Below are 16,035 nucleotides of genomic sequence, written 5' to 3'. Positions count from 1 at the left end.
GCGCAAACGACAATGACTACGGTTACCGACCATGCTGCTTCTGGGGTTGGCGTCGGTCACCTTCCGTGAGAGATCCGTACCGGACGTCGTGCGCCTGGCGGTCGACGCCGGGTCCGAGGTCGTGGAGTGGGCCGGGGACCGGCACGTCCGTCCCGGTGACCGGGCCGCGGCGTCGGCGGCCCGCGGTGCGTGCGCGGGCGCCGGGCTGCGGATCGGGACCTACGGCAGCTACCACAAGGCCGGGGCGTCGGATCCCGACGCGTTCGCCGACGTCGTCGCGACGGCGGCCGAGCTCGGCGCCCCGCGGGTACGGGTCTGGGCCGGGACCGCGGCCTCGGCCGACGTGTCGCCCGCCGAGCGCGCCGCCACGGTGGACGCGCTGCGGCGCTGCGCCGACGCCGTCGCCGAGCAGGGGATGGGGCTGCTGGTGGAGCACCACGTCGAGTCCCTCACCGACGGGCTCGACACCGCGCTGGCGCTGCGTGCCGAGGTCGACCACCCCGCCCTGGTGACCCACTGGCAGCCGCGCGAGCTGCCCGACACCGACACCTGCCTGGCCGAGGTCCGCGCGCTGCGCCCGCGGACCGTGCACGCGTTCTCCTGGGGGGCCGACGGCTACACCGAGCGGCTGCCGCTCGCCGACCGCGCCGACCTGTGGGCCCCGGTGCTCGCCGAGCTCTCCGCGCAGTCCCGCGAGGACGGCACCGACACCGAGGTGCTGCTGGAGTTCGTCCCCGGCGACACCGCCGCCTCCCTGCTCCGCGACGCCGCCGCGCTGCGCGACCTGCGGGCCGGACGCGACCTGGCCGGTGCGCGATGAGCCGCCGCCCGGACCCCCGTCCCGTGCCCGCCGGTGCGGGCGACCGGCCCGCCGCGGCCCGAGCCGCCGCCTCGCGCCGATCCGCCCGGTCCACCGCGGCCCGGGTCTCCCGCGTCGCCGCGGTGCTGCCGGTCGCGGTGGTCGCGCTGCTGCTCGCCGGCTGCGGTGGGGCCGCACCCGCCCCGCAGGCTCCCGCCGACCGGCCCGCCGTCAGCCGCGACGTCGCTCCGCTGGAGCCCGCGCTGTCGGTGACCGACCCGCGTGGCACCACCGTCACGGTGCCGGCCCCGCCGAAGCGCATCGTCTGCCTGACCGGCCTGTGCGACGACATGGTCGTCGAGCTGGGCCTCACCCCGGCCGGCACCTCCACCCCGGCCCTTCTGAAGAACCCCGTGCTGCTCGGTGACCGCGCCGCGCAGGTCCCGACGGTGAAGGGTAGCTTCGGCAGCGAGGACGTCGAGTCCATCGCCGCGCTGCGTCCCGACCTCGTGATCGGGCTCGGCGGTGTGCACGAGCCGCTGCGCGCGGCGATCGAGCGGTTCGCCCCGCTCTGGCTGGTGCAGCCCACCACCTGGGAGGAGTCGGTCGGCTACCTGCGGAACCTGGGGTCGCTGACCGGCCGCACCGCCGAGGCCACCGCCGGGGAGCAGCGCTTCCGCACCACCCTGGCCGACGGCGTCGAGCAGGCCCGCGCCACCGGCAAGGCCGACCGGAAGGTGCTGCTGATGTATGGCAGCGCCGACACGATCGGCGTCGACACCACCGACACCGTCAACGGGAACCTGCTCGCGCCGCTCTACGACTACCCGTTCGTCCCGCGTGGCGCCGACGTCGAGACCGCCAGCACCTACAGCGTCGAGGAGATCCTCGCCCAGGCCCCGGACGTCGTGTTCGCCTTCTCGCTGCTGTTCTCCTCCGAAGACCGCACCCTCACCGACCAGCTCGCCGACAACCCGGTCTGGCAGCAGGTCCCGGCCGTGCAGGCGGGCCAGGTGCACGAGATGGACCCGCGGCTGTGGGGCAGCGGGCGCGGCACCCGCAGCCTCGGTGCGATGGTCGAACAGTCGCTGGCCGTGGTCCCCGGGCGGTGAGACGGCTACTGGTCCTGCTCGCCGCCGCGCTCGGGGCGGTGCTGCTCGCCGCGCTGGTCCTCGGGACCGGCACCCCGGCCGTCGCACCGCACCGGCTTCCGGCCGTGCTGGGGGCGGCGAGCGGGGTCGAGCACGTCGTGGTGACCGAGCTGCGGGTGCCGCGGCTCGTGCTCGGCGTGCTCACCGGCGCGGCGCTCGGGCTGGCCGGGCTGCTCCTGCAGGACGGCCTGCGCAACCCGCTCGCCGTCCCCGAGCTGCTCGGGGTCTCCTCCGGGGCGGCCGCGGCGGTGGCGATCACGCTCGTCACCGGGGTCGCGGTGCCCTTCGCGCCGCTGCTGCCCGCGGTCGTCGGGGCCGTCGTCGGGGGCGGGCTCACCCTGCTCGCGATCCGCGGCGCCGTCGGCCCGGCCGCGGTGCTGCTCATCGGCGCCGGGGTGGGCGCGGCGCTGCAGGCGCTGCTGCTCGCCGCGGTCGCGATGACCGGGTCCACCGAGCAGGGCGTGCTCGTGCGCTACCTGCTCGGCTCGCTCACCGGCACCACCTGGGCCACCGTGACCCCGGTGCTGCCCGCGCTGGCGGTCGCGTTCGTCGCGGCCGTCGCGGTGCTGCCGCTGCTGGGGCCGCTGCGGCTCGGCGACGACGCCGCCGCGGCACTCGGACTGCGCACCGGTGCGGCCCGGGCCGCGGTGCTGGGGGTGGCCTGCCTGCTCGTCGCCGCCGTCGTCGGCCCGGCCGGGCCGGTCGCCTGGGTCGGCTTCCTCGCCCCGCAGCTGGTGCGGGCACTGCACCCGGCGGCCCGACCGCTGCCGCGGGCGGTGGGCTGCGCCGGGGCGGGCGCGGCGGTGGTCGTCGTCGCGGACCTGCTGGCCCGCACCGTGCTGTACCCGGTCGAGCTGCCGGTGGGCGGGTTCACCGCCGGGGTCGCGGTCGTCGCGGGCGGGCTGCTGCTGGCGTGGCGACGTCCGCGCGCCGTCCGCACGGCCCGTCCCGGCGCGGTGGTGGCCCGGTGAACCGGCCGGCCGGGCGGGGGACGGTCGGCCGGGTCGCGACGGTCGCGTCCCGGTTCGCACTCCTCGGGACGGCCGCCGCGGCCGCGGCCCTGGCGGGGCTGCTGGTCGGCACCGCGGTCGGTCCCGGCACCGCACTAGCGGCGCTCGCCGGGACCGCGGACCCGCTGGCCACCGACCTCGTCGTGGGCCTGCGGATGCCGCGGGTGCTGGTCGGGCTCGCGGCCGGTGCCTGCCTCGGCGTCGCCGGGACGGTCCTGCAGGCGGTGCTGCGCAACCCGCTCGCCTCGCCGGAGGTGACCGGGGTGGGGTCCGGCGCGGTGCTCGGTGCGGTGCTGGGGACGGTGCTCGGCGGCCCGGTCGGCACTCCGCTGGGTGTGCTCGTCGTGGCGCTGCTCGGCGGGACCCTCGGCGGCGGTGTGCTGTGGCTGCTCGCCGGCCGGGCGGCCGGGCCGGGCACCGCGGACCCGCTGCGGCTCGCCGTCGTCGGGGTACTGGTGTCGGCGGTGCTCGGCGGGACGACGTTGCTGCTGCTCACCGCCCGCCCGCAGCTGGCCGGGTCGATGGTGCGGTGGCTGGTCGGCTCGCTCAACGGCCGCGGCTGGGAGCACTGGGACGCGCTGTGGCCGGTGGCGCTCACCGCGGTGGTCCTCGCGGTGCTGCTCGGCCCGGTGCTCGCCGTGCTCGGCGTCGACGACGACCACGCCCGCGGCGTCGGCCTCGCGGTGTCCGGGTGGCGCTCGGCCGCGGTGCTGCTGGCCGTGCTCGCCACCGGCGGGGCGGTCGCGGCGGTCGGGGCGCTCGCGTTCGTGGGACTGCTCGCCCCGCACCTGGCCCGCGCGGTGCTCGGGTCGCGGGGCGCGGCCGATCCGCGGCTGCTGGTGCCCGCGGCGGCGCTGGCCGGGGCCGGGACGGTCGCCGCGGCCGACGTCGTCGCCCAGCTGCTGACCGCGCTCGCCCCGGTCGGTGACCGGCCGATCGGGGTCCCCGCGGGAGCGGTGGCGGCGGTCGCCGGCGCGGTGGTGCTCATCGGGATCGTCCGCCGACGGTCCCGCACGACGGTGGGAGGTGCGCTGTGACGGTGCTCAGGGCCGAGGGGGTGACGGTGCGCTTCGACGGGCGCACCGTGCTCGACGTCGTCGACCTGGCGGTGGACCGCGGACAGTGGCTGTCGCTGGTGGGACGCAACGGCTGCGGCAAGACGACGCTGCTGCGGGTGCTCGCCGGGCTGCACCGGCCCGATGCGGGCTCCGTGCACCTGGTCGACCGGCCGCTGGCCGGGACCCCGCGCCGTGAGGTCGCGAAGCGGGTCGCGGTGCTCCCGCAGGCACTGCCGCCGCTGGGCGGGGTCACGGTGCGGGCACTCGTCGCCCAGGGCCGCTACGCGGTCCGCGGGCCGCTGGGCATGCTCGGCGGCGGCGCCGACGCCGCGGTCTCCGACGCGCTGGCGGCCACCGGCACCCGGGCGTGGGCCGACACCCCGGTCGAGCTGCTGTCGGGCGGGGAGCGCCAACGGGTGCGGATCGCGCTCGCCCTGGCCCAGGACGCCCCGGTGCTGCTGCTCGACGAGCCCACCACCTACCTCGACGTGCGTCACCAGCTGGAGGTGCTCGACCTCGTCCGGGAGCTGCAGGTGCAGCGCGGGCTGACCGTCGTCGCGGTGCTGCACGACCTGGCCCAGGCCGCGCGGTGCGCGGACCGGATCGTCGCGCTGCGCGACGGGCGGGTGCACGCCGACGGGCCGCCCGGCGACGTCGTCGACGAGCCGCTGCTGGCCGAGGTGTTCGGGGTGCGCGGGGTCGTCTCGACCCACGAGGGGCGGCTGACCTGCAGCTACCTGGACTCCACCCCGGCCCGGCCCGTCAGCGCCTGACGGCCCACCCACCCCGCCGGGCGCGGCGCGCCGACGACCGGGTCGCCGCTCCCGGGCGGATCGCCGGTGCAGCGACGTGCACGTTTCCGCCCCTGCGAGGGCGGAAACGTGCATCTCGAGGGTCGGGCGCGCGTCGGGATCGGTGCTGCCGGCACCGGGGCGGGGTGTCCCGGACGGGGTCGTCCGGTCAGCCGCGGGCGGCCCGGCGCAGCGGCGGCGTGAGCCAGGCCAGCGCGACCCCGGCGGCCAGCACCGCGGCCCCGGCCGCCAGCCCACTGCGCGGGCCGGACGGCGTCGTCGCCACCACACCGGCCAGCGCCGCGCCGGCGGGGGTGCCGAGGCCCCAGGACAGCATCCGCGCCGTCGTCGAGACCCGGGCGCGGGCGTGCTCGGGGGTGACCTGCAGCCGGTAGGTGACGGCGTTGAGCACGACCGTCGAGTAGGCCGCCCCGAACGCGGTGGCGGCGAGCAGCGCGGGGGCCCAGTGCGTCGCCGAGACCACGGCGACCGCGCAGGCCAGCGACACCGGCAGCCCGGCCAGCGCCAGCCGGGCCCCGCCCCAGCGCTCCGACAGCCGTGGGACCAGCCGGGCAGCGGCCAGCCCGCCGACGCCCCAGCAGGCGAACAGCAGGCCGAGCCGGGCGTCGCCGTCGGCGCGGATGCCGAGCACCCGGTCCGCCCACGGGACGGTCATCGCGAGCCAGGCGCCGCCCGCGACGGCCTGGGTGGTGCCGACGAGGGTCAGCGTGCGCACGACCGGGTTGCCCCACAACAGGCCCAGGCCCTCGCGGACGTCGGCGAGGATCCGGGTCGGTGCGCGGGTGCCGGGCCCGGGGGACAGGCTCCCGGCGATCGAGCGGATCAGCAGCGCGGAGGCGACCGCGGTGAGCGCGGTGACCGACAGCAGCCCGGCCGGGGCCAGTGTCGCGACGGCGAGCCCGGCCAGCGGCGGCACGAGCAGCTCGACGACGGTCGTCGCGCCGTAGAGCGTGGAGAACGCCGCGGTGATCCGGTCCGGGCCGACCAGCGTGGGCAGGGCGCCGAAGTTCGCGGCGTCGAAGAAGACGAAGCCGGTCTGCACCGCGACCGCCGTGCCGAGCACCTGCCACGGGGTGAGCACCCCCGCCCACCACGCGAGCGGGATCCCCGCCAGCACCAGCCCGCACGCCAGGTCGACGCCGACCATCAGCCGCCTGCGGTCGACCCGGTCGGCCAGTGCGCCCGCGAACAGCCCGAACAGCAGGTACGGCAGCGCCTCCGCGGTCGCGATCGCCGCGGTCCACGCGGGTGAGCCGGTCAGCCGGTAGACGAGCACGGGCAGCGCGACCGCCGCGACCAGCGACCCGCCGACCGCGACGACGCGGGCGGTGAGGTAGCGGCGGAGATCGGTGCTTTCCTGCGCGGGGGCGGTCGGGGCCGTCTCGCTCACGAGGTCCTTCCGTCGGGATTGCGCGAACCATAGTGTGAAACGAGAGTCATCTCCAATAGTAGCGACGAGAGATGTGCCACTGTTGAAAATCGATGTCGATTGTGACCAGGATGTGACGGTCCGGAACCGGACGATGTCACCCACTGGAGGAGAAAACGATGAAGGACATCTTCACCGAGCTCGAGGCCGAGCGCGCCCTGCCGCACAACTCCGCGAGCCACTCCAACGCCCTCGTCGAGAACCCGTTCGCGACCGAGCAGGCTGCCGAGCAGGAGTGACACCCGCCGCGGGCCCGGCACCGGTGACGGTGCCGGGCCCGTGGTCTGCCGTGACCGACCGACGGACCAGGGAGTGCCAGTGGAACGACTGCGACCGGGCGTGAGCGTCTTCGAGGTCCCCGGACGGGGCTCGGCGCTGCGGGAGGCGTCCGGCCGGCTGCGCGGGGTCGACCTGCCGCGCGACACGGTCGAGGCACTGACCCGCTGGTTCGACGGCGTCGACCCGGTGCCGCCGCCGGGGCTCGACCCCGAGCGGGGCGCGTTCGCCGCGGCCGGCTACCTGGACGAGACCCCGCCGCCGCGGACCGCCACCGTGACCGTCGCCGGGCGGGGGGCGCTGGCCGACGCGGGCGCCGCCGCGCTCGCCGGGCCGGGGATGCAGGTCCGGCGCCGGGACCTGGACTCCCTCGCCGCCGCGCTCGCCGGCGAGGCCGGGACCGGCGCCGCCACCGGCACGGGCACCGGCACCGACACCGACACCCCGACCGACACCGCGACCGGGACCGACACCGCGACCGGGACCGACACCGCGACCGGGACCGGGACCGACACTGCGACGGGGACCGGGACCGGCACCGATGCGGTGTGCGCCGTCGCGGACGGACCCGCACCGGCCGCCTGGACCGCGCTGGACACCCTGCCCGCGCGCGGGACCGCCTGGTTCCGGCTCGCCGTCGAAGGACGGCACGGCATCCTCGAACCCCCCGCCGTGCACCCCGGCGACGCCGGGCACGCCGACGTCCGCGCCCGCCGCCTCGCCGCGGCCGGATCCGGGCACCCACACCTGCTCGCCTACTGGGACGCCGCCCCCGCCGCTCCGACCGGCCCCGGTGACCACGCCCTGCTGGCCGCGCTGCTCGCCGCCGACGTCCGCGCGTGGATCGCGGGCCACGACACCCCCGCGACCGGCGACCTCGTGCCGGCGGCCCTGCCGGCACGACGCCGTCTGCGGGTGGTCGACCTCGACACCGCCGCGATCGCCGACCACGCACTGCTGCCGGTGCCCGACAGCGCGCCGTGACCGAGCCCGGCCTGACCCAGCCCGACTCGACCCAGCCCGACCCGACCGAGCCCGACCCGACCGAGCCCGACCCGACCGGGCCCGACCTGACCGAGCTCGACCTGCCCGGCGCGGACGGGGTCCGGCTCGCCGCGACCCTCGTCCGCCCCGCCGCCGCGACCTGGCCCGCCGTACTCGTCCGCACCCCCTACGGCCGCGGACGGCTGCTGCCCGAGGCCCGCGGCTGGGCCGCGCACGGGTTCGGCTGCCTCGTCGTCGACGTCCGGGGCCGCGGCGGCTCGACGGGGGAGTTCCGGCCCTACGCCCACGAGACCGACGACGGCGTCGCCGCGCTCGCCGCGCTGCGCGCGATCCCCGGCTGCGACGGGCGGATCGTGCTGGCCGGTGCGAGCTACGGGGCGCACTGCGCGGTCGCCGGCGCCCTCGCCGACCCCGACGTGTGCGGGGTGCTCGCCGCGGTCCCCGCGCTCGGGCCAGGGGAGACCGCCCGCGAACCCGGCGGCGCCGCCCGGCTGGCCTGCCGGATCGGCTGGTGGTCCGAACACGGTGGACCCGGACACGGTGCGGGCGCTCCGCGCGTCGCCCCGTCGGCGGCCGCGACGCTGCCGGTCACCGCGGCGCTGACGCCGGCCCCGACCGGCTGGCCCGAGCTGTGGGATGCGCCCGAGGAGACGCCCTGGCTGTGGGACGGGATCGCGCGGGCCGCGATGCCGCTGCTCGCCGTCGGGGGCACCGCGGACTCGTTCGCCGCCCGCACCCGGGAGCTCGCACGGCGCTGGGGCGGACCGTCCCGGCTCGTCCTCGGGCCGTGGGGGCACGAGCTCGACGCCTCCGCGCCCGGCGCCGTCCTCGCCGGACGGCGGATCGGCGCGGTCTACGCCGCCTGGGCCCGTGCCGCGGTCGGGAGCCCGCCGCGGGGGCGCGGCGCACTCGTCGCGGTGGGGGAGAGCGGGCGGTGGGTGCGCGCCGGTGACAGCCCGACGCTCGCGGTCGACGCCGTCCCGCCCGGTCGGTTCCCGGTCGCGTTCGTCGCCGACCCGGAGCGGCCCGTGCGGTCCCGGCCGCCGGGCGCGCCCGTCCCCGCCGCCCCGGACCCCGGGCCGGACGCCGACGCCGGCGACCGGGTCGTCGCCCACACCCCACCGCTGCCGGCAGGTGCGCTCGCCGGGCCGCTGGTCGTGACCGTCACCGGTGACAGCGACGCCCCCGACGCCGACTGGGTCGTGCGGATCGGGCTGCGCGGCCACGACCTGGTCACCGCCGTGCACCGGCACCGCGGCCCGGCGACGCGGGAGGTCGTCGTCACCACCCCGCCGGTCGGCGCCGCGCTCGACGGGGGCGACCGGCTGCGCGTCGAGATCGCCGGGCACCACTGGCCCGCGCACGCCCGCAACCCGCACACCGGGCAGGACCCGGCGCACGCGACGGAACTGCGCGCCGACCACCGCACCGTGCACGCACTGCGGCTGGACCTGCCGCACGTCCGACCCGGCCGCGACGAGGTCGCCGCGGCCGCCATCCCCGAGGAGGTCACCCTGTGACGGCACCGACCGTTCCCGTACTGCCGGTGGAGGCGCTGGTCGACCCGCTGAGCGGGATCGTCCGCCGGCTGGTCGACGTCGCCCCCGTCCCGGGTCTGCCGACGGCCTACACCGCCGTCACCGCGGAGGTGTCCGACGCGCGTCGGCTCGGCGCCTGGCCCGCGGACCGGGTCAGCCTCGGCACCACCTTCGGCGACCGCGACGGCGCCCGCACCGCCGCGCTCGGCGAGGCGGTCGAGCGCTACTGCGGCAACCGCGTCCCGCGCGACCTGCCGCTCACCACGGCCGCGGAGCTGCGCGCCGCGGGAGACCGGTGCTGGGGGCCCGAGGAACTGCCGCTGCTCGCGCCCTGGCAGGACGGACGCCCCTACCGGCGCTTCACCGACGACCTGCCGATCCGCTGGATCGCCGGCGTCGAGGCCGACGGGGAACCGACCTGGCTGCCCGCCTCCTGGGCGCTGCTCAACCACCACAGCGGCGCCCGCCGCGACGAGCCCCGCTTCCACCACCTCAACTACGCCGGCATCGCCACCGGCGACGGCGCCACCGACGCCCACCGACGCGGCCTGCTCGAGCTCGTCGAACGCGACGCGCTGGAACGCTGGTGGCACCTCGGCCTGCCCTCCCACGGCATCGACCGGGCCTCGGTCCCCGGGCTCGACGCCGCGCTGGCCGGGGCCGCGTTCGACGTCCACCTCGTCGAGCTGCCCACCGAGTACCCGGCCGCCGTGGTCGGAGCCGTCGTCGTCGACCCGGAGACCGGGATCGTCGCCGGGGGCGGCGCCGCCCGCTTCGACGCCGCCGAGGCCGCCACCAAGGCGGTGCTGGAGGCCGTGCACACCTGGGTCTTCACCCGCGGCCTGCTCGACCCCGACGGCTGGGTGTATGCCTCGATCGACGCCGGGGTCCTCGCCCGCGGCCTCTACCTCGACCACCGCGCCGACCGCCACTACCGCGACGACGCGGGCGAGCGCTACGCCGCCGTCCGCGACCTCGGCGCCCAGGTGCAGGTGTGGCTCGACCCCCGCGTCCAGGAGGAGCACCTTCCCCGGTTCACCGCGCCCGCGACCCACGGCCCGCTCCGCACCGGCCCCGCCGGTGACCTCGCGTCGCTGACCGCGGCGCTGCTCGCCGACGGCCACCGCATCGCCCGTGTCGACCTCACCACGCCCGACGTCGCCGAGACCCCGTGGCGGGTGGTCCGCACCTGCGCCACCGGGCTCGTCCCGAACGCGCCCGCCGCGTTCCGGTACTGGGGGCTGCCCCGCTGGCGCGACACCGCCCGCGCCCACGGCCTCGACCTCGACCCGGCCACCGGGCCCGACGGGCTGGTGCACTGCCCGCCGCCGTTCCTGTGACGGCGCCGACCCAGGACACCGCCGCGGCGTTCCGGCTCGCCTGGTCCGGTGCCGACCCGGGCCCCACCGACCACGCCACCCGCCCCGCCGAGGCGGCCATCGCGACCCGGCCGGTGCCCCTGGCCCGCGACGGTGACGGCACCGGTGCGCTGCTCGCGCTGTCGCTCGCCGCCGACCCCGACCGGGTCGTCGGCGGGGTGCGGCTGCGCCGGGTGCCCTCGGCGGGCGGCCGCTACCCGGTCGACGCGCGGGTCGGCGGCCGTGTCCACGACCCGCTCGCGCACGCCCTCGACGGCGGACCCGCGACCCCGGACCGTGCCGCCCCGGGTCGTGCCGCACCTGACCGGACCGAACCGGACCGCGCCGAACCGGGGGCCCACGCCGACGTCGTCCTCGACCTCGTCCCCGAACGGACCGTGTGGCGCTACGGCCCCCGCTCGCTGCCGGTGCTGCTGCTCGACCTCGGCCACGCGGCCGCCGCCGTCCTCGCCGCCGCGGCGACCCTGCGCCGGCCGCGCACCGCCCACCTCGTCCCCGACGGCGCCCACTCCCGCGTCGTGCTCACGACCGGCCCCGCCCCGGACGACGCCGTCGGGCTGGGCGCCAGCGCGGACCCGCACCCGGCGGCGGTGCTCCGCGCACGCCGGTCGGCGCCGTTCGAGAACCTGCGCCCCCCGGTCGCCGACCCCGGACTCGACCGGGTCGCCCGGACCCGGCTCGGCGCGGGACAGCACGCCGCCGTGCTCGGCGCGGGCCACCCCCTGCTGGCCGCGCTGACCCGGCGGGCCTGCGGCCTGCCGGACCTCACCGGCGTCGGCGGGCTGCTCGTCGTCACCGGGGACGTCGACCCCGGCCCGGACACCGTCGCCCAGCACGTCCGGGCCAGCCTCGCCGTCCACGACGCCTGGCTGGCCGCGACCGCGGCCGGGCTCGCGGCCCGCCCGGTCGGCTGCTGGGTCGAGGCGGTGCTGCGCGGCCCCGGCGGCCGGGGCCGGGTGCAGCACGCCCTCGCGCTCGGCGGCTGAACCTGCAGGGACCGGACCGGTCAGGTCGCGGGCGGCAGCGGGGGAGCGGGCGGCTCGTGCGGCGGCTCGTCGTCGCCGGACTTCCCGCCGGGCTTGTCGTCGCCCCCGCCGGCGAGGAACCGCTCGAACTCCGCGGCCAGCTCGTCGCCACTGGGCAGCTCGCCGCCCTCCAGGCCGTCGCGCAGGTCACCGGACTCCCGAGCCGCGACGACCTGGTCGTACTGCTCCTCCAGCGCCGACACGACCTGCCCGACCTCCTCCGACCCCGCCATCTGCTCGGCGATCTCGGACTCCGCCTGCTCGGCGGCACGGGTCAGCGTCTCGGTCGGCAGGTAGAGCCCCGCCGACAGCCCCGCGTGGTCCAGCAGCACCCGCGCGGCCTGCGGGTACGCCGAGCGCGACAGGTAGTGCGGCACGTGCACGGCGTAGCCCACCACGTCCTGCCCGGCCTGCCCGAGGCGGTACTCCAGCAACGCGGCCGCGCTGCCCGGGACGTCGGCGGTCGCGAACCACGGGGTGTGGCCCTCCACCAGCTCCGGGCGGGTGCCGTGCGCGGTCACCCCGATCGGACGGGTGTGCGGCACGGCCATCGGGATGCCCTGCAACGTGATCACCAGCCGGACCCCGAGCTGCTCGACCAGCAGCCCGACCGCGGCGACGAACCGCTCCCACTGCATGTCCGGCTCCGGACCGGCGAGCAGCAGGTACCGCGTGTCCCCGGTGTCGGTCAGTGCGACGACGTCGAGCTCCGGCGGGTCGTAGTCGGCCCAGCGGTCGGTCTCGAACCGCAGCGGCGGGCGTCGCGACCGGTAGTCCACGAGCTGGTCGACGTCGAACCGGGCCACCCGGACCGCCTCGCGCTCGTCGGTCAGCGCGCCGACCGCGAGCGCACCGGCGTTGCCGGCGTCGACGAACCCGTCCAGCACGACGATCAGGACCGGCTCGTCGAGAGCCGGCGCGGCCGGGTCGACCTGGTACAGCTGAGCGGGATCGAGCACCGGCGTCCTCCGAGTCGTGGCGTGCACCGCGACCCTATCCGGAGCCCCCCACCGGCTGCCCGGTCACCATGTGACCACCGACCCCGTGTGACGCGACCCCGCGAGGACACCCCGGACAGCCGGGATGGACCAGAATGGCCGTCCGTCATGCACTCGTCACGTCGCGCTTACCTCGTCTGGTCCGTCGGTCTGTTCGCCTACGTCGTGGCGGTGCTGCAACGCAGCTCCTTCGGCGTCTCCGGGCTGGAGGCGGCCGACCGGTTCGACGCGTCCCCGACCGTGCTCGCCGGCTTCCTCGTCCTGCAGCTGCTCGTCTACGCCGCCCTCCAGGTGCCGGTCGGGCTGCTCCTCGACCGCTTCGGCGCCCGCGCCATGGTGCTCGCCGGCGCCGTCACCATGACCGCGGCGCAGGTGCTCGTCGCCGTCGCCACCTCGCTGCCGCTGGCCGTCGCCGCCCGGGTGCTCGTCGGCATCGGCGACGCCCTGACCTTCATCTCGGTGCTGTCGGTGCTGTCCACCTGGTTCCCGCCCCGCCGGGTACCGCTGATGACACAGGTCACCGCCCTGCTCGGCCAGTTCGGCCAGGTGCTCTCCGCGATCCCGCTCGCCACCGTCCTGCACGCCTACGGCTGGACGACGGCGTTCCTGTCCGCCGCCGGGATCGGTGTCGTCGCCGCGGTCGCGGTGCTCGCCGTGTTCCGCGACCGCCCGCCCGGCAGCCCCGCCCCGGCGCCCGCGAGCAGCCCCCGCGAGGTCCTCGACGGCCTCACGGGCGCCTGGGCACACCCGGGCACCCGGCTCGGGCTCTGGTCGCACGCCGGCACCCAGTTCTCCGGCCTGGTGTTCGCGCTGCTCTGGGGCGTGCCCTACCTCGTCGCCGGGCAGGGGATGAGCCCCGCCGGTGCGTCGGTGATGCTGACCCTGCTCGTCCTCGTCGGTGCCGTCGTCGGGCCGGTGTTCGGCGAGTTCACCGCCCGCCACCCGCTCCGCCGGTCCTGGCTCGTGCTGTCGGTCATCGGCGCGACCGCGCTGGTGTGGACGGTCGTGCTGCTCGTTCCGCCGCCCGCGCCGCTGTGGCTGCTCGTCCTGCTCGTGGTGGTGCTCGCCGCGAACGGCCCCTGCTCCGCGGTCGGCTTCGACTACGCCCGGACGTCCAACCCCGCGCACCGGCGCGGTACCGCCGTCGGGATCGTCAACGTCGGCGGGTTCACCGCCTCGCTCACCACCACGCTGCTGGTCGGGCTCGTGCTCAGCATGTCCGGCGGCTACACCCCCGAGGCGTTCCGGCTGGCCTGGCTCGTGCAGTTCCCGATCTGGGCACTGACCGCCGTCGCGGTCGTCCTCGCGCGACGCAAGGCCCGCCGGGTCATGGCCGCCGAGGGCACCGTCGTCCCGCCGCTCCGGGAGGCGCTGCGCCGCAACCGGCGCCGGAGACGGGTCCGGTAGACGACGACGGGGGGCGGGACCCGATCGGTCCCGCCCCCCGTCCCCGCCGGGCGGTCTGGTCACCCGGTGCGACCTGCTCGTTCGGCGAGCCTCACACCGTGCTGCCTGCTCGTTCGGCGAGCCTCCCTCGGTGTGGTCTGCTCGTTCGGCGAGCCTCACTCGGCGAGCAGCCGGTACAGCGCCTTGCGCGCCTCGGTCAGTGCCTCGGTCGCGGACGCGACCTGCGCCTCGGAGCCGGCCTCGGCGACCTGCCGCGCGGCGGCGGCGAGCCGGCCGAGCTCGGTGACCAGACCGCTCGCCGGGTCGGACTCGGCCTCCTCGGCGTCCTCGGCGAACGGCGCCCACACCGCGTCGAGCTCGGCGCGGTGCTCCTCGACGTGCCGGGTGCCCTCCTCGGTCAGGTGCACGACCCTGCGGCCCTCGGTCTGCTCGGAACGCACCAGACCCTCGTCCTCCAGCTGGGACAGCATCGGGTAGACCGAGCCGGGGCTCGGCTTCCACTGCCCGCCGGAGCGACCGGTGATCTCCTGGATGATCTCGTAACCGTGCCGCGGGCCGTCGGCGACGACCGCGAGCACCGCGGTGCGCACGTCGCCGCGGGCACGCTTGCCGCGGCGGCCGCGATGCCCACCCGGGCCGAACCCGGGGCCGAAGGCGCCGGGCCCGAACCCGCCCGGGCCGAAGGGGCCGCCGGGGCCGAACGGCCCACCGGGGCCGAACGGCCCACCGGGGCCGAACCCGCGGCCGGGGCCGAAGCCCCGCCCGTCAGGGCCACGTCCTCGGCCGCGGGTGCGGCCCCGGCGGTGGCCGGGTCCGCCCTCGTGGCGGGTGTCGTCACGGTCGTCGCCGTGAAAGTCGGGGGTGTCGTGCATGGCTGCCTCCTCCGGGCCGCAGGGGAACCCGGCGCCGCGGTGGCCCCGGGGGTGTCGGCGGGTGCGGGGCCCGAACGGGCTCCGGAACATGTCGCGCGTGGTCATGACGCGTCGTCCTCTCGTCGTGAGCCTCCCTCTTCGATCGGCTCGTGTGCCATCACGATATATCGCGACTGCTCGCCGATGCAACATGGATTGCCCACGAATCTCCTGAGGGTGCGCGCGGCGGCCCGTGGCGGGTTCACTGTCCCGGCGGGCCGGCGGGCGGCCCGCCGGACGTGCGGGGGAGTCGTGGGCCGTCACGACGCAGGGGCCGGGCCGGCCGGCGAGGCACCGGAGGACACGGCCGAGGAGATCGACCTCAGCGAGGTCTCCGCCGAGCAGCTGCGGGACCGGCTCTCCGCGCGGTCCGACGGCCGCGACGACCAGGTCGTCGCGGCCGCGCGCGAGCTGCGGGCCAGCCTGGACCGACTCGGCGAGGGGCTGGCGGCCCGGCGCGCGGCGCTCGTCGGACGGGCGGGGGAGATCGCCAGGGCTGCCGTCCCCTATGTCGGCGGCGCCGTCGCGACCGGGGTGGGTGCGGTGCTGGTGGTGCGCCGGGTCCGCCGTCCGCGCCGCAGTCGGTAGGTCGCAGTCGGGTAGTGCGGCGCGGTCCGACCCGGGCCGCTGCGGGGCGGCGGCGGCCGAGCTCGGCGCACACCCGCAACGGGGCGAAGTCCGGCAGGTTCAGCCCTGGCCGGCGGTCCGGTGCGCCGAGGTCGGGGGCGTCGTCGGGCCCGCCGCGTCGGCCAGCGCGTTCAGCAGCTCCGCCGCACCCGCCCGTCGCTCGGGCGGCACCCGGTCCAGCAGGTCGGCGACCGCGGCGCGACGGTGGGCGTCGATCTCGCCGATCAGCTCCCGTCCGGCCGGGGTGAGCTCGACGAGCAGGTGTCGTCGGTCCTCCGGGTCGGGTCGACGGTCGACCAGACCGGCCCGGCCGAGACGGACGAGGACGCGGGTGGCGTTCGACGGGTGGACGTCGAGCTCCCGCCCGACCGCGGCGACGTTGGTCTGCCCCGCCTCGGCGATCAGCATGAGGACCCGCAGCTGGGGCACGGTCACGGCATCCCCGGCCGCCGCCACCGCGCGCACGCTGATGCCGGTGAACGCGCGCGCGAGCGCCAGGCCGGCCTCCACCGCCGCGCCGTCCGGGTGATCCCGATCTCGGTCGTCCGTGTCGATCATCCCCGTCCACCTCCCTCACCAGCGATCTTTACCCCGCACTGACCGTTGCGTC

General features: G+C 77.6%; 16 protein-coding genes. 12 read left to right on the top strand and 4 right to left on the bottom strand.

Features of this window, described 5'->3' with window-relative positions:
• The first annotated feature begins 31 nt into the window (after positions 1–31).
• Genes KPL59_RS23700 through KPL59_RS23680 form a run of 5 tightly spaced genes read left to right on the top strand, consistent with a single transcriptional unit; the run spans position 32 to position 4,791 of the window.
• On the top strand, positions 32–820 hold the full coding sequence (locus tag KPL59_RS23700) for a sugar phosphate isomerase/epimerase (RefSeq protein ID WP_226362000.1): 789 nt from the start codon (positions 32–34) through the stop codon (positions 818–820).
• Positions 817–1,911: an ABC transporter substrate-binding protein gene (locus tag KPL59_RS23695; protein ID WP_226361999.1), complete on the top strand. Its 1,095-nt coding sequence runs from the start codon at positions 817–819 to the stop codon at positions 1,909–1,911. Before KPL59_RS23700 ends, KPL59_RS23695 begins: the two co-directional genes overlap by 4 nt.
• A complete protein-coding gene (locus tag KPL59_RS23690) occupies positions 1,908–2,921 on the top strand; it encodes an iron chelate uptake ABC transporter family permease subunit (protein WP_226361998.1) in 1,014 nt (337 codons plus the stop codon). The genes KPL59_RS23695 and KPL59_RS23690 overlap by 4 nt, the downstream gene beginning before the upstream one ends.
• Positions 2,864–3,997 carry an iron ABC transporter permease gene (locus KPL59_RS23685; protein WP_226361997.1) on the top strand — a complete coding sequence of 378 codons (1,134 nt, stop codon included), beginning with the start codon at positions 2,864–2,866 and terminating at the stop codon, positions 3,995–3,997. Before KPL59_RS23690 ends, KPL59_RS23685 begins: the two co-directional genes overlap by 58 nt.
• A gap of 2 nt (positions 3,998–3,999) precedes the next feature.
• A complete protein-coding gene (locus tag KPL59_RS23680; RefSeq protein WP_226361996.1) occupies positions 4,000–4,791 on the top strand; it encodes an ABC transporter ATP-binding protein in 792 nt (263 codons plus the stop codon).
• A 187-nt stretch (positions 4,792–4,978) separates the two neighbouring features.
• Here the strand turns inward: KPL59_RS23680 and KPL59_RS23675 are convergent, their stop codons facing one another.
• Positions 4,979–6,220 carry an MFS transporter gene (locus tag KPL59_RS23675; RefSeq protein WP_226361995.1) on the bottom strand — a complete coding sequence of 414 codons (1,242 nt, stop codon included), beginning with the start codon at positions 6,218–6,220 and terminating at the stop codon, positions 4,979–4,981.
• Between the two features lie 158 nt (positions 6,221–6,378).
• On the opposite strand from KPL59_RS23675, the gene amiA reads away from it, so the two are divergent.
• The 5 genes from amiA to KPL59_RS23655 all read left to right on the top strand — a co-directional run bounded on the left by amiA (position 6,379) and on the right by KPL59_RS23655 (position 11,443).
• Entirely contained in the window at positions 6,379–6,498 is a 120-nt protein-coding gene (gene amiA, locus KPL59_RS35990; protein ID WP_020625778.1) for a streptamidine family RiPP, read from the top strand.
• 100 nt (positions 6,499–6,598) lie between these two features.
• Positions 6,599–7,519: a hypothetical protein gene (locus tag KPL59_RS23670; RefSeq protein ID WP_226361994.1), complete on the top strand. Its 921-nt coding sequence runs from the start codon at positions 6,599–6,601 to the stop codon at positions 7,517–7,519.
• The gene (locus tag KPL59_RS23665; RefSeq protein ID WP_226361993.1) at positions 7,516–9,060 is read left to right on the top strand and encodes a CocE/NonD family hydrolase; all 1,545 of its coding nucleotides are present in this window, start codon (positions 7,516–7,518) and stop codon (positions 9,058–9,060) included. Before KPL59_RS23670 ends, KPL59_RS23665 begins: the two co-directional genes overlap by 4 nt.
• A complete protein-coding gene (locus KPL59_RS23660; RefSeq protein WP_226361992.1) occupies positions 9,057–10,418 on the top strand; it encodes a YcaO-like family protein in 1,362 nt (453 codons plus the stop codon). Before KPL59_RS23665 ends, KPL59_RS23660 begins: the two co-directional genes overlap by 4 nt.
• Positions 10,415–11,443, top strand: coding sequence for a hypothetical protein (locus tag KPL59_RS23655; RefSeq protein ID WP_226361991.1), 1,029 nt, complete (start codon positions 10,415–10,417; stop codon positions 11,441–11,443). The genes KPL59_RS23660 and KPL59_RS23655 overlap by 4 nt, the downstream gene beginning before the upstream one ends.
• Positions 11,444–11,463: 20 nt before the next feature.
• On the opposite strand, the gene KPL59_RS23650 is transcribed toward KPL59_RS23655, so the two are convergent.
• Positions 11,464–12,441 carry a proteasome assembly chaperone family protein gene (locus tag KPL59_RS23650; RefSeq protein WP_226361990.1) on the bottom strand — a complete coding sequence of 326 codons (978 nt, stop codon included), beginning with the start codon at positions 12,439–12,441 and terminating at the stop codon, positions 11,464–11,466.
• Between the two features lie 147 nt (positions 12,442–12,588).
• Here KPL59_RS23650 and KPL59_RS23645 point away from each other — a divergent pair, with 147 nt between their 5' ends.
• Positions 12,589–13,887, top strand: a complete 1,299-nt coding sequence (locus tag KPL59_RS23645) for a nitrate/nitrite transporter (protein WP_226352360.1) — start codon at positions 12,589–12,591, stop codon at positions 13,885–13,887.
• A 155-nt stretch (positions 13,888–14,042) separates the two neighbouring features.
• Here KPL59_RS23645 and KPL59_RS23640 read toward each other — a convergent pair whose 3' ends face one another.
• Positions 14,043–14,864, bottom strand: coding sequence for a PadR family transcriptional regulator (locus tag KPL59_RS23640; RefSeq protein WP_226361989.1), 822 nt, complete (start codon positions 14,862–14,864; stop codon positions 14,043–14,045).
• A 186-nt stretch (positions 14,865–15,050) separates the two neighbouring features.
• Between KPL59_RS23640 and KPL59_RS23635 the strand changes: the two genes are divergently transcribed.
• Positions 15,051–15,386, top strand: coding sequence for a hypothetical protein (locus KPL59_RS23635; protein ID WP_226352358.1), 336 nt, complete (start codon positions 15,051–15,053; stop codon positions 15,384–15,386).
• A 99-nt stretch (positions 15,387–15,485) separates the two neighbouring features.
• Here the strand turns inward: KPL59_RS23635 and KPL59_RS23630 are convergent, their stop codons facing one another.
• On the bottom strand, positions 15,486–15,983 hold the full coding sequence (locus KPL59_RS23630) for a MarR family winged helix-turn-helix transcriptional regulator (protein WP_226352357.1): 498 nt from the start codon (positions 15,981–15,983) through the stop codon (positions 15,486–15,488).
• Positions 15,984–16,035 lie beyond the last annotated feature (52 nt).

Source organism: Pseudonocardia sp. ICBG1142 (assembly GCF_020496255.1).
Taxonomy (GTDB): Bacteria; Actinomycetota; Actinomycetes; order Mycobacteriales; family Pseudonocardiaceae; genus Pseudonocardia.
This window is presented reverse-complemented; position numbering and strand designations above follow the sequence as displayed.

Bases quoted from the DNA above. Each gene is read 5' to 3' on its own strand.
- KPL59_RS23630 (WP_226352357.1), bottom strand. From the start codon at position 15,983: ATGATCGACACGGACGACCGAGATCGGGATCACCCGGACGGCGCGGCG.
- KPL59_RS23640 (WP_226361989.1), bottom strand. From the start codon at position 14,864: ATGACCACGCGCGACATGTTCCGGAGCCCGTTCGGGCCCCGCACCCGC.
- amiA (WP_020625778.1), top strand. From the start codon at position 6,379: ATGAAGGACATCTTCACCGAGCTCGAGGCCGAGCGCGCCCTGCCGCAC.
- KPL59_RS23695 (WP_226361999.1), top strand. From the start codon at position 817: ATGAGCCGCCGCCCGGACCCCCGTCCCGTGCCCGCCGGTGCGGGCGAC.
- KPL59_RS23645 (WP_226352360.1), top strand. From the start codon at position 12,589: ATGCACTCGTCACGTCGCGCTTACCTCGTCTGGTCCGTCGGTCTGTTC.
- KPL59_RS23700 (WP_226362000.1), top strand. From the start codon at position 32: ATGCTGCTTCTGGGGTTGGCGTCGGTCACCTTCCGTGAGAGATCCGTA.